Source organism: Stenotrophomonas sp. GL_101 (assembly GCF_057835675.1).
On record NZ_CM174432.1, the window covers coordinates 2,116,170 to 2,128,895 of the forward strand.

Sequence of the window (12,726 nt, forward strand, 5' to 3'; positions counted from 1 at the left end):
GCCATGCGTTGGATCATCCTTGCCGTGCTTGCCCTGGCCGCGCTGCCCGCGTCCGCCGCCGGCGGCTGGCAGCCGGTGGACAGCATCCGCACCGCCGCCCTGTCCACGCTCCCGGCCGGCAGCGAAGGCGATACCACCCTGGATTCGGCGCTGCGCCTGCCTGCCTGTGGCCAGGGCCTGCGCGCCCAGCCCACCGGCACCAGTACCGTGGAAGTCAGCTGCCCCGATGCCGGTGGCTGGCGCCTGTTCGTCCCGGTCAAGATCCGGCGCAACCAGCAGGTGTTGATCCTCAATCGTGGCATCGCCGCTGGAGAAACCCTCGGCGCCGCCGATATCACGACTGCCCAGCGTGACGTGGCGCGTATCGCCGGCGCCGCGCTGGCCGATCCGGCCGCAGCGGTCGGGCGGGTGGCCCGGCGTACCCTGAGTGCCGGCAGCCTGCTCGCGGCCAATGACCTGGTCGCCCAGCGCCTGGTGCGCCGGGGTGACAGCGTGGCCCTGGTGTCGCGCTGGGGCGGGGTCGAGGTCCGCGTGGCGGGCAAGGCCCTGGCCGACGCCGGTGAAAATGAACGCGTTTCGGTGGAGAATCTGTCCTCGCGGAAGGTCGTGCAGGGCACCGTGGCCGCCAGTGGCGACGTTTTTGTGACGCGCTGAACACAATGCTGAACATCCTGCCCACAGCGGCAAAAAAAGCGCAGAACCCCCTAAAGATGGCGGTCTCCATGCCGTTATCCCTTGTGAACCGCACTCCCAGGACAACTTCATGAGCCAGAAAATCGACGGCAACCTGCAGGCCACCGCCCATCTGCGCAGCGTCGCGCTTGGCAGCAAGCCGACGGCCAGCGCCGATTCCCCGACGCGTCCGGTCGAAGCGGCCGACAGCCTGCGCCTGACCGGCGAGGCCACCAGCCTGCAGGCCATGCAGCGCGAACTGAGCACGGCACCGGCGATCGACGCCGGGCGCGTCCAGGCCGTGCGCGAGTCGCTGCAGAATGGCACTTACAAGATCAACCCCGATGCCATCGCCTCGCGCATGCTCGATCTGGACCAGCAGCTGCAGGGATGAACCTGGCGATGAGCGAGCCATTGCAGCGCCTCAGCGATGCCTTGGACGTCGAGCGCCAGGCGTTGGTGGAGCATGACGTGCATGCATTGATCCGGGCTACCGGCGCCAAGCTGGACGCGCTGCGCGCACTTGAAGCGACGCTGCCGGTGGGGCAGGGCGAACGCCTGCAGGAGCTGGCCGAGCGCAACCGGGCCAACGGCGTGCTGTTGTCGCGGCGCCGCCGCGAGGTCAACTGGGCGTTGCGCCAGCTCGGCCGCAGCGAGGAGTCCTCGGCCTACGACGCCAAGGGCCAGTCCCACACCCTGCACACGCGGCGGCCGCTGGCCGTCGCCTGAGCTGCACCGGGCCGCGCGGAAGCGGCCTGCATCCGCCTTGGCGGACAACGCGGGTATATTGGGCGCTTGTTTTGACTGCCCGATGTGACTGTGACCGCCTCTTCCAACCTTGTCACCGCGCCGCTGCCGCCGCAGCCGGTCCTGCTTGCCCTGTTCGAGCGGGTCAACGAAGGCATGCTGCTGTTCGGCGAAGACGGCAGCGTGGCCCTGGCCAATGCGGCCGTCAGTGAAATGATCGGCCAGGCCGAAGACGCCGTCGGGCTGGGCGCGGCGCAATGGCTGCGCCAGTTGCTGCCCCCCGATGCACTGGAACACACGCGCCAGCATGGCCACTGGAATGGCAGCCTGCCGGTGGGCGAGCGCATGGTCATCGTGCACCTCTACCAGCACGACGCTGCCGGCCAGCGCCACTACCTGGCACTGTTCCGCCGCATCGAAGGGCAGGAGGATTACGAGCGCGAGCTGCAGCAGCGCCATGCCGAGCTGCGCCAGGCGTACCTGCGCCTCAACGGCACCCAGGAGAAACTGCTGCAGTCGGAAAAAATGGCCTCCATCGGCCAGCTGGCTGCCGGCGTCGCGCACGAGATCAACAATCCGATCGGCTATGTGCACTCCAACCTGGGCAGCCTGCAGGAATACCTGCGCAGCCTGTTCACGGTGATCGAAGCCTACGAGCGCGCCCTGCGTGCGCCGGACCCGAAGGCACTGATCCCGGAAATCGACGACATCCGCAACCGCTTCGACATCGACTTCATCAGCCGCGACCTGCCGCAGTTGATGGCCGAGTCACGCGAGGGGATCGAGCGGGTGACCCGCATCGTGCGCGACCTGAAGGACTTCTCGTACTCCGGCCGCGACGAGTCGTGGAAGCTGGTGGACCTGCATTCCGGGCTCGAATCCACCATCAACATCATCTGGAACGAACTCAAGTACAAGGTCACCCTGCACCGCGAGTTCGGTCAGTTGCCGTTGGTGGAATGCCTGCCGTCCGAGCTCAACCAGGTGTACATGAACCTGCTGCTCAACGCCGGCCACGCCATTGCCGAGCGTGGCACCATCACCGTGCGGTCCGGTGTGGATGGCGATCATGTGTGGGTGGAATTTGAAGACACCGGCGGCGGCATCTCGCCGGAACTGCGCCAGCGCATCTTCGACCCGTTCTTCACCACCAAGCCGGTGGGCAGCGGCACCGGCCTGGGCCTGTCGATCTCCTACAGCATCGTCAACAAGCACCACGGCCGCATCGACCTGGACAGCACCCCCGGCGTAGGCTCACGCTTCCGGCTGGTGTTGCCGATCAAGCAGCCGCGTTAGCGGCTGCGGGTAGAGCCGACCGTTGGTCGGCTGGCCGCGCGCAGCGCGGCAATGATCGAAATCGGCTCTGCGCATGCCGACCAACGGTCGGCATCTACCTATTCGTCTTCCTGCGCCGGTATCGCCGCTGGTGGCGCCGTGTTCGCCCGGCGCTGTTCCTCGTGCGTGCGGAACGCCTGGTGGATGTGCTTGCGCAGCTCGTCGTCGTTCCAGGGTTTGGTCAGGAAGCGATAGATAGCACCGCGGTTGATCGCATCGGTCACCGTGTTGAGATCGGTATACCCCGACAGCACCAGGCGGATCGTGTCGGGGTACAGCATCTTCACCCGGCCCAGGAACTCGGTGCCGCTCATGTCGCTCATGCGCTGGTCGGACAGGATCACCTGCACATCGTTGATCGCCAGCAGGTCGAAGGCATCGCGGACGTTGCCTGCGGCCAGGATGCGGTAGCCGTCGCGACGGAACAGCCGCACCAGCGAGCGCAGCACGTTCTCTTCATCGTCCAGCAGCAGCAGGGTGCGGTCCGGGCGGGTTTCGGCGAACGCCTCCGGGCGCAGATAGCGGCGGCGCAGGGTCATCCCCGCCGCATCGGCCGACATCGGCTCGCCGAACAGGTAGCCCTGGAACACATCGCAGTCGTTGCGGCGCAGGAAGCCCAGTTGCGCCTGCGATTCCACCCCGTTGGCAATCACCGTCATGCCCAGCTGGTGGCCCATGGCGATGATCGCGCGCGCGATCGCCGCCTCGCGGTTGCCGGCCGGCGCGCTCTTGATGAAGCTGCGGTCGATCTTCAGCTTGTCCACCGGGTAGCGCACCAGCGCACTGAGGCTGGAGTCGCCGGTGCCGAAGTTGTCCAGGCTCAGGCTGATGCCTTCGTTGCGCAGGTTGACCAGGGTTTCATGCACGAAATTGACGTTGTTGGTCAGCGCGCTTTCGTTGATTTCCAGGGTCAGCATGTGCGCGGGCACGCCGGCGGCCTGCAGCACCGACATCACCTCGGCAAAGAAGTTCGGGCGCAGCAGCTGCAGGGTGGAGACGTTGACGGCGATGGTGAAGTCGTCGAAACCCTGGTCGCGCCAGAACCGCGCCTGCTTCAGCGCGCCTTCCAGCACCCACGTGCCGATCTGCACGATGATGCCCAGCCGTTCGGCGGTGCGCATGAAACGCTCCGGCACCAGCATGCCCAGGGTGGGCGACTGCCAGCGCAGCAACGCCTCCATGCCCACCACGTGGCCATCGCGGGCGCTCACCAGCGGCTGGTAGCGCAGCTTCAGCTCGCCATTGGGAATCGCATCGACGATCTGCCGCGCGATGATGCTCTCGCTGTGCGCGCTCGACGGCGTGTCCACCGCATGGATGCGCACCGCATTGCCGCCTTCGCGTGCAGCCTGGTGCAGCGCATCCTCGGCGTGGTCGAGCAGGCGCGAGGTACTGCTGGCATGCTCGGGGCACAGGCTCACGCCCAGCTTGCCGGTCATGAACAGCGTGTATGGCAATACCGACAGCGGCAGCTCCAGCTGCTGCCGGATCTCTTCGGCCAGGTCTTCGGGCAGCGGCACGTCGCTGCTGCGCGGAACCGCGATCAGGAATTCATCACTGCCGTGCCGCCACAACTTGCCACGCCCGCGCAGGTGGTGCTGCAGCCGCTGGGCCACCAGCACCAGCGCCTGGTCGCCCACTTCGGCACTCATGTTCTCGTTGACCGAGGCGAAATGATCGATATCCACGTGCATCAGCATCAACGAGGTGCCACCGGAGGCGGCGTCGCTGACCATGGCCTGCAGCTCGGGGTTGCCCGCGCCCAAACGCGGCGGCGCATCTTCGATGCTGACCAGGGGCAGGGAAGGGTTCCACATGTTCAGTGTTCCAAGGTATCGGGGGGCGCCGCAGCGCGGCTGCGATACGGCAGGTAAAGGTCGATCAGGGTGCCGGCACCGTGTGCCGACTCGATGCGCAGGGTGCCGCCCACGCTCTGCGCGCGCTCGCGCATCACGATCAGGCCAAGGCCGCGCGGGCCTTCCGGGTCGAAACCCTCGCCATCATCACGCACCTGGAGGTGCAGGCCGTGGTCGTCGACATCGCGCAGCTGCAGGCTCACCTGGCTGGCGCGCGCATGTCGCAGCACGTTGGTCAGGCTTTCCTGGGCAATGCGGAAACAGGCCTGCTCGATGTCGCCCGGCGGGCGTCGCGGCAGCGACTGGATGTCCGGCAGCAGTTCGGTGGCCGCCGAGCGGAACAGCACGCTGGCCTGCCAGCGCAGTGCCGCCTCCAGGCCCAATGCGTCCAGCTGCGGCGGCCGCAGCAGGGTGGAGATGTCGCGCAGCTTGCCGACCGTGGCGTCGGCCAGCTGGATGATCTGCTCCAGGTCTTCGCCGCGCCGTTGTGCATCGGCCTCGTCCTGCGCGGCATAGGCAGACAACTTCATCGCGGTGATCGCCTGGCCGATATCGTCATGCAGGTCGCGCGAAATCGCCCGGCGTTCGTCTTCCTGCAGCGAAAACAACCGTCCCGCCATCGCCTGCAGTTCGCGGTTGCTGGTTTCCATCGCCTCGCGGATGCGCTCGGAATCGCTCAGGTCGCGCACGATCAGCAGCTTGCAGTTGCGCCCGCCGTAGCGCACGTCACCCACCGCCAGCCCGGCAAGAAAGCGCTTGCCGTCCAGCCGGCGCATGCCGATCACCTCACCAGTGCCGGTACTGGGCAGCGGGATCGGCGCAAACAGCTGCGCACGCACCCGCGCGATGTCTTCAGCAGCGACCAGCGCGGCCAGTGGTTCGCCCAGCAGCGTGTGCTGGCCATAGCCGAACTGCGTCGCCGCACAGGCATTGGCGTACAGCACATGCTCGTCGGAAAGGATCACCACGCCATCGGGCAGCACCCGCACCAGTTCGCGGAACTGCTCCTCGCGCTCGCGCAGCAGGCGCCGCGACTGCTCGCGCTCGGTAACGTCCTGCAACGTTCCCAGAACGCGCGGCCGGCCCGCATCGTCATGGCCGCTCTCGGCGCGCAGGTGCACCATCAGTGCGCGCCCGTCCATGGCCAGCAGCGGCAGCAGTACATCGATCTGCACCGGGTAGCCGGCCAGGTCCTGCAACAGCTGCTCGGCCAGCGCGGCGGTGGCCGGGTCGGCCGGCACCAGCAGTTCCTCGAACCGGTGCCAACGCCGGGCCTCCGGCGGGCGTCGGCCCAGCAGGTGGTACACCTGGTTGGAATAGCGCCCCAGCCCGGTCGCCGGGTCGATCTCCCAGGCGCCGATACGGGCCATTTCGTGCGCTTCCTCCACCCGTGCCAGGGCCAGGTCGCGGCGCCGCAGCGCCTGGTCCTCGCGGGTGCGGTCGATGGCGATCAGCAGCCGCGCGCGGCGACCGCCGTAGTCCAGTACGCTGCTGCGCATCTCCAGCCGGCGGCGGCTGCCATCCTTGAGCATCAGGTCGCCGGTGACCACGCAGAGCTGCGCGGGGTCGGCGCGGATCTGCTCCAGCCGTGCGGTCAGTGCCGGCGCATCTTCCTGCGGCCACAAGGTGGTGATCGGCATCGCCAGCAGTTCCTCGCGGCTCCAGCCGAACAGCGCGCTGGCCGCCGCGTTGGCATCCAGGATCTGCAGCGCATCCAGGTCGTACACCAGGATCGGCCCGGGATTGCCCTGGAACATCTGCCGGTGGCGATCCTCCGAACACGCCAGCTGCGCATGGGCGTGCAGCACGTGCTGGGCCAGCGGGCGCAGCAGCAGGTAGACCAGCGCCGCGCTGGCCACCACGAAGAAGGCGCCCTTGGCGGTCTGCCAGCGGGCGGCGGTGGCCATGTCCTGGGTCAGCACCTGCACGGCCGCGTCGCTGCACAGAATCCATACCAGCGCCAACACCAGGTAGCCCAGCACCACCCGCCAGCGGTCGCGACGCAACGCCTGGGCGAGCGGGCGGGCGGGCGGGGGCGAGGCGGGTTGGCCGGACGGGGCGACAGGCATGGGCAGGGCAGGCACGGGGTCGGGGCGGGCGATATGCATCTTAGAGGGTGCGGTGCGGTTTGGGGGTGCACAGGCCCGGCCGCTCAACTATTGGCGAAATCCGCCGCTAACGTTTGCGTTCCCGGCTGTCGGGTGCGTTATCGGAGTCTTACCGCGTGGACCAAGGGATTATCGCCAGTCTGCTGCAACATCCATTGGCGTCGGCACTGGTCATCCTCGACCGCGCCGGGCGTCCGCTGGCGGCCAATCCGGCCGCGCGCGAGCATGGATTGCCGGCAACCGTGGCGGCCTACGGCGAGCTGCTTGAAGACCTGCGCCTGCTCGCCGCCGATGGCGGCGTGGTGCCCTGCCAGTTGCCCGGCGGCCCGCGCGGTCGCTTCGATGGGTGGATGCGCGCAGTGCACGATCCCGATGGCAACCTGCTTGCCTTCACCCTGAGCGTGCCCGAACCGGTGGCCAGCTATGCCGGCAGCCGCTGGGAGCAGGCGCTGGACCACGCCGGCCATGGCCTCTGGGACTGGGACCTGCCCGGGGATGCGGTGACCCGCTCGCGGCGCCGGGACGGCGCGTTGGCGTCGGCGTCGGAGGTGGCCCACGGCGATGCCAGCACGGCCCTGCTGGCCGCCATCCACCCCGACGACCAGCCCGCCGTGCGCGCGGCGCTGCAGGCGCACCTGCGCGGCGAGGGCGAGGTGTATTCGGCCGAGTACCGGCTACGCCAGCCCGACGGTCGCTGGCGCTGGGTGCTGGACCGGGGCGGGGTGATCGAGCGCACCGCCGACGGCCAGCCGCTGCGGATGGTCGGCACCCACACCGACATCCAGGCGCAGAAGCAGATGGAAGCCCTGCTGCTGGAGCAGCAGGTGCATCTGCGCGAAGCACAGCGGATCGCCAGCATGGGCAGCTGGTCGTGGGACCCGGCCGATCGACAGTTCTGGTGGTCGCCCGAGTTCCGTGCCCTGCTCGGTGTCGGCGATGATCCGCTGGCCGGGCGGCGGCGCTGGCTGCGCCAGCTCGAACCGCGTTCGCGCAGCCTGTTGCGCCACGCCTGGCGGCGCATGCTGCACGACGGCAAGCCGGCCACGCTCGAACTGGAACTGCCGCGTGAGCGCGAAGGCGCGCTGCACCTGCGCCTGTGGATGCAGCCGCTGCTGGCCGCCGACGGCCGCATCCAGCGCCTGCTCGGCCAGGTCCAGAACATCACCGAACAGCACCAGACCGATGCCCTGATCCGCTGGCGCACCGAGTTGCTCAACCGGGTCTCCGCGCTGGGCCGGATCGGCGGTTGCGAGATCGAGGTGACCACCCGCCACATGCAATGGACCGAGGAGTGCTACCGCATCCACGGCCTGCGCAAGGAGCCGATCAGCCTGGACCAGGCCTTGGCCCTGTACACCCAGGAATCGCGGGATGCGTTCAATGCCGCGCTGGCACGCATCGCCGATGGTGGCCTGCCCGAACAGCTGGACCTGTGCTTCTACCGGCAGTCCGGCTTGCGCATCTGGGTGCAGGTACTGATCGAACTGGATCGCCGCGATGGGCTGCCGACCCGTTTCGTGGTGCTGTTCCGTGACATCACCCGGGAGCGCGAAGCCAACGAGCGCATCGAGCTGCTGGCGCACTACGACCTGCTCACCGGTCTGCCCAACCGCATGCTGCTGCGCGAGCAGACCGCCGATGCGATCGAAGAGGCGCGCGACCGCGGCGCGCCGCTGGCGATGCTGTTCATCGACCTGGATGGCTTCAAGACCATCAACGACACCTTCGGCCATGCCACCGGCGACGCGCTGCTGAAGGCCGCCGCCACGCGCCTGCACCAGAACCTGCGCAACGCCGATCTGTTCGGTCGCTTCAGTGGCGACGAATTCATCGTGGTGTTGCGTGACCTGGCCGACCCCGAAGACGCCGGCCACGTCGCCCGCAAGCTGATTGCCTCATTGGCCGAGCCGCTGCAACGCGGCGAGACCACCCTGAAGGTAGGCGCCAGCGTGGGCATTGCGATGCTCGACGAAGGCCGTACCGACTTCGATTCGCTGCTGCGCGCCGCCGACGCGGCGATGTACGCGGCCAAGGAAGCCGGCCGCAACACATATCAGTATTACAGCCAGGATGCGCTGGCGCGGATCCAGCGCAAGCTGGAGATCGAGCACGCCCTGCTGGGCGCGATCGAACGCGAAGAGTTCACCCTGGCCTACCAGCCGCTGCTGCACGCCGCGCACGACCAGCCGCCGGCGATCGAAGCGCTGCTGCGCTGGCATCGCCCGGGGATCGGCTACTGCAGCCCGGCCGAGTTCATTCCGATTGCCGAGAAGTGCGGCGAGATCGTGCGCATCGGCGACTGGGTGCTGACCGAGGCCTGCCGCCAGGCGGCGGCCTGGGAGGCGGCCGGCCTGCAGTTCGACCGCGTGGCGGTCAACGTATCGGCCGTGCAGCTGCGCGATCGCGGTTTCGCCGAGCGTGTCATCGACATCTGCCACGCACATGGCTGGCCGCCACAGCGGCTGGAGCTGGAGCTGACCGAGTCGGCACTGATCCGCGACACCGACGTGCTGCGCCATTGCTTCGACGTGCTCGAGCGCCACGGCGTCCCGTTGGCGGTGGACGACTTTGGCACCGGCTTCTCCAACCTGCATTACCTCAACCGTTTCCCGGTCGGCCGCCTGAAGATCGACCGCAGCTTCGTCCAGGGCATGCTGCACGACACCGGCACTGCCGAAGTCACCCAGGCCATCGTCCATCTCGGCCACGCGCTGGGCATGAAGGTGGTCGCCGAAGGGGTGGAAACCGAGCAGGAAGAAGCCATGCTGCGCCGCCAGGGCTGCGACGAAATCCAGGGCTACCTGTATTCGCGTCCGCTCACCCCGCGCGACCTGGCGCAGTGGCTGAAGGCCGGCGGCGCGCAGATGGCGCCGCGCACGACCGTGGCCGCACTGACTCAGCTGGTTTGATCGCGCGCGACGGGTAGAGCCGACCGTTGGTCGGCTGTGCCTGGCCGCGGACGGACGGTAACCGACCAATGGCAGCCGACCAACGGTCGGCTCTACGGCAGATCCTGCTGCACGCGTAGAGTCACCGCCACGGGCCCGGTATCTCTGCCACCGTTTCACCCTCGTAGGTCTGCACGACGATGCGGTAGATGTCGGTCCAGCCGTCGTCGGGACCAGGTCCCAACCGGTGTCGGGCGCCGAACATGTAGAGCGTTTCGCCCAATGACAGGTGGCCGACCAGGTGCTGCGCGGCAGGACTGACCTGGAACTGGTGCAGGAACACCATCGGCTGCCCCTGGTGATACAGCCAGGCGGGTTCGCCCACCCAGTCCGGCTTGGCATCCATGTACGGAAAAGCATCGGCCAGGCGGGTGGTCAGCCACTTGCTGCGCTGCTTCGGCGCGCCTTGTTCGAGGTATTGGCGATAAAGCAGCTGAGCGAACGCTTCGGCGCCCTCCGCCTCCATCGAGGCGGCATGCCGTTGCGCCGCTGTCATCGCCTTGCCCCAAAAAACCATGAAATCGGTGAGTTCGGCCATGCTGTTCCTTGTTGACATCAGCGCCGCGACAGGCACTCAGAAAAATACAGGATAGCCCGGTAGCGTCGCATCCCGATCAATCGCGGTGAGATCACCCAACACCCGGTGGTGGCATGAGCACCAGCAAAAACAGCGTCCTCGGCCACCGCCGAGCGTGATCTACCTTCACTTGGCCGGAACTGCGCGCTCATTCCTCGGCCAGATCGCTGAGGTCCAACATCGACGGCTTGACGCTGTGCTCGACAATCGCGCGGATCATACCCGCGTAGGGACGTAGCGAATAAGCACACATAGTGCGAATGGGGTTGAATTCCAGCCAGGGACAGGAGGAGTGCCCCACGATGACGGGCAGGTTGAAATTCACGTCTTTGGGATCATCCAACGGCAGGGTCCATTGGCCACCGTACCGGTTCCGGACGTATTCCCCCAGATATCGGGCGAACACAATGCGCAGGGCAGAGCATTGGTCGTCATCCAGCGCCGGGACCAGGATGTCGTGCAGCTGCTCAAGTCGATCAAGGCTGTCCAAGCTGCCATCCAGCTCCATCCCGCTCACGTCGGCCTGGTCAACCAGCCATTCCAGCTGGTCGTCCATGATCATCAGAAAGTCATCGAACGCCTCAAGCGCACGCGTGTGGTCAAATTTCATGAGGCGTTCTGCTCAATCAATGCGCTGCCTGGTCGGAACTATCTTCGCCGGACGCCGGCGTCTTTCCGGTGGGCGGCAAGGCCAGGGCCAGCGTCTGCAGCGAAACAAAAACGGTGTCGAGATAGCCGCATTGCGGGTCGTCGATCGCCGACACCGTGCGGGCCTGACTACCGCAGCGCAGAAACACCGTGCCGGCCGGGGAACCCTCCCACGGGGTATCCAGCACGAGGTGATGCAACGAAGGCTCCTGACTCTCATCATCGAGACCGAACATGCGGGCCCCGCCGGCCAGCACGTGGGTGCCCACCTCGACTTCGCCTTCATCGTCGAAGTCAAGGCCCTCCGCGGGATAGTAAGGCAGCTGGTACTCCCCCCATGCGCAGGCAGCGCGACGCAGGGTGTCGAGGTCCTCGTCGGCGAGCACATAGGGAGTGTCGCAGCGCACCAGAACGAGCTGCGCGATATCTTCAAGCGAGTTGGATGTCATGGCGTTTAGCAAAAGGGGGAACGCCAGAATCGCGGTCGCTTTCACGAGGTGCAATGCAACAACTACGAATTCTGGTTCGTTGGGCACCGCCAAACTCAACGGACCGTCAGATCAAGGACGTTGAACCTCAGCAACGACCGCAATCATAGGTTCATCGCCCGCAACGAGGCGTAGCCGGGCATGGCCCGTCGCTACCGCGCCCGGGCCTTGCGGCGCTTCGCTGCCATGACCCGATCATCCAGTACCGTACACGCGTTGAACGCGGCAAACCGGTGCAGCTCCCCGCGCAACGCAGGCAGCAACGCCTCCCGGTCCAGCGTCACGTCCTCCCAGTGAAAACTGAGCACCTCCAGCCGTTGTTCACTCCGATGCGCCTTGCAGTCCATCCGTCCAACGAGGGTATCGCCGAACAGCACCGGCAGGCAGAAGTAGCCGAACACCCGCTTGGAGGCCGCCACGTAACACTCTATCCGGTAGTTGAATCCGAACAGCGCGCTCAGGCGATCGCGGTGGATCACCAGGTTGTCGAACGGGGAGAGGATCCTCACGCAGGGCGCAAGGTGATCTACCTGCTCCAGTGCGGCGACATCGACATAGCCACGCACGCCATCGCCCGCGTCCAGCGCGGCCACCGCACCCGCTTCAACCTGTGCATCCACCACCGCGCGCATGGCATCGCGCAGGGCATTTCCCGGTTGCAGGTGCAGGAGCTGTTTCCAGGTGAACACGCCATGGGCGCGCAGGGTGCTCTGGAACAGGTGCGCGGCGTACTCGTGAAGCGTAGGCACGCGCAGGTCGATAGCGTCGGGCAGGCAGCGTGAGGTGAGGTCGTAGGTCTTCTCCATGCCGTTGCGCTCGCAGACCATCAGGTCGCCACGCATGAACAAGGTTTCAAACGCCTGTCGCCCCGGCCCCTGGTTCCACCAGGCACCTTTTCCCCGGTTGCCCTGATCCAGATGGCGCATCCGCATGGGCCCGTCAGTGGTGATCCGGGCCAGGATCTCCTTCATCAGGCGCTTGTCGCCGTTGCGGAAATAGCGGCTTTCGCCCTTTCCGATGGAGATCATCCGTGGCAGCGCGAACCGGTAGTCGCGCATCGGCAGATAGGACGCGGCATGGTGCCAGTACTCGAAGATCTTCCGCTCGCCGACCAGCGCGTTCAGATGCGCCGGGTCGTAGCTCGGCACGCGATTCCACAGCACATGGTGATGGGCGCGCTCCACCACCGACAGGGTGTCGATCTGCACATATCCCAGATGGCAGATCGCGCGGTGGGTGGCGGCTAGGCCTTCACCGAACGGTTGTGGTGATGCCAGCCCCTGCGCATGCAACGCCAGATGCCGCAGTCGTGAGTTCAGTGCAGGGCGCATGCGGGATACGTCGGGA

At 66.8% G+C, this 12,726-nt stretch carries 11 protein-coding genes; 5 read left to right on the top strand and 6 right to left on the bottom strand.

Translation table 11 applies throughout. The features are described 5' to 3' along the window. The first annotated feature begins 3 nt into the window (after nucleotides 1–3). The 4 genes from flgA (at nucleotide 4) to AC3IR9_RS09500 (ending at nucleotide 2,715) form a co-directional block, all read left to right on the top strand. Entirely contained in the window at nucleotides 4–654 is a 651-nt protein-coding gene (gene flgA / locus AC3IR9_RS09485) for a flagellar basal body P-ring formation chaperone FlgA (RefSeq protein ID WP_489295482.1), read from the top strand. Nucleotides 655–763: 109 nt separating this feature from the next. Further along, a complete protein-coding gene (gene flgM, locus AC3IR9_RS09490; protein WP_489295483.1) occupies nucleotides 764–1,066 on the top strand; it encodes a flagellar biosynthesis anti-sigma factor FlgM in 303 nt (100 codons plus the stop codon). Nucleotides 1,067–1,068: 2 nt separating this feature from the next. After that, a complete protein-coding gene (locus AC3IR9_RS09495) occupies nucleotides 1,069–1,401 on the top strand; it encodes a flagellar protein FlgN (protein WP_489295775.1) in 333 nt (110 codons plus the stop codon). An 84-nt stretch (nucleotides 1,402–1,485) separates the two neighbouring features. Beyond that, nucleotides 1,486–2,715 carry an ATP-binding protein gene (locus AC3IR9_RS09500; RefSeq protein ID WP_489295484.1) on the top strand — a complete coding sequence of 410 codons (1,230 nt, stop codon included), beginning with the start codon at nucleotides 1,486–1,488 and terminating at the stop codon, nucleotides 2,713–2,715. 98 nt (nucleotides 2,716–2,813) lie between these two features. Here the strand turns inward: AC3IR9_RS09500 and AC3IR9_RS09505 are convergent, their stop codons facing one another. Both AC3IR9_RS09505 and AC3IR9_RS09510 read right to left on the bottom strand, forming a co-directional pair. After that, nucleotides 2,814–4,571 carry an EAL domain-containing protein gene (locus AC3IR9_RS09505; protein WP_489295485.1) on the bottom strand — a complete coding sequence of 586 codons (1,758 nt, stop codon included), beginning with the start codon at nucleotides 4,569–4,571 and terminating at the stop codon, nucleotides 2,814–2,816. A gap of 2 nt (nucleotides 4,572–4,573) precedes the next feature. Next, entirely contained in the window at nucleotides 4,574–6,679 is a 2,106-nt protein-coding gene (locus AC3IR9_RS09510) for a sensor histidine kinase (protein ID WP_489295486.1), read from the bottom strand. A gap of 155 nt (nucleotides 6,680–6,834) precedes the next feature. Here AC3IR9_RS09510 and AC3IR9_RS09515 point away from each other — a divergent pair, with 155 nt between their 5' ends. After that, entirely contained in the window at nucleotides 6,835–9,627 is a 2,793-nt protein-coding gene (locus tag AC3IR9_RS09515) for a bifunctional diguanylate cyclase/phosphodiesterase (protein ID WP_489295487.1), read from the top strand. Between the two features lie 121 nt (nucleotides 9,628–9,748). Here the strand turns inward: AC3IR9_RS09515 and AC3IR9_RS09520 are convergent, their stop codons facing one another. The 4 genes from AC3IR9_RS09520 to AC3IR9_RS09535 all read right to left on the bottom strand — a co-directional run bounded on the left by AC3IR9_RS09520 (nucleotide 9,749) and on the right by AC3IR9_RS09535 (nucleotide 12,710). Continuing rightward, the gene (locus AC3IR9_RS09520) at nucleotides 9,749–10,204 is read right to left on the bottom strand and encodes a hypothetical protein (RefSeq protein WP_489295488.1); all 456 of its coding nucleotides are present in this window, start codon (nucleotides 10,202–10,204) and stop codon (nucleotides 9,749–9,751) included. 187 nt (nucleotides 10,205–10,391) lie between these two features. Then, a complete protein-coding gene (locus tag AC3IR9_RS09525) occupies nucleotides 10,392–10,853 on the bottom strand; it encodes a hypothetical protein (RefSeq protein WP_489295489.1) in 462 nt (153 codons plus the stop codon). Nucleotides 10,854–10,869: 16 nt separating this feature from the next. Next, the gene (locus AC3IR9_RS09530) at nucleotides 10,870–11,385 is read right to left on the bottom strand and encodes a hypothetical protein (RefSeq protein ID WP_489295490.1); all 516 of its coding nucleotides are present in this window, start codon (nucleotides 11,383–11,385) and stop codon (nucleotides 10,870–10,872) included. 146 nt (nucleotides 11,386–11,531) lie between these two features. After that, nucleotides 11,532–12,710, bottom strand: a complete 1,179-nt coding sequence (locus tag AC3IR9_RS09535; protein WP_489295491.1) for a winged helix-turn-helix domain-containing protein — start codon at nucleotides 12,708–12,710, stop codon at nucleotides 11,532–11,534. Nucleotides 12,711–12,726 lie beyond the last annotated feature (16 nt).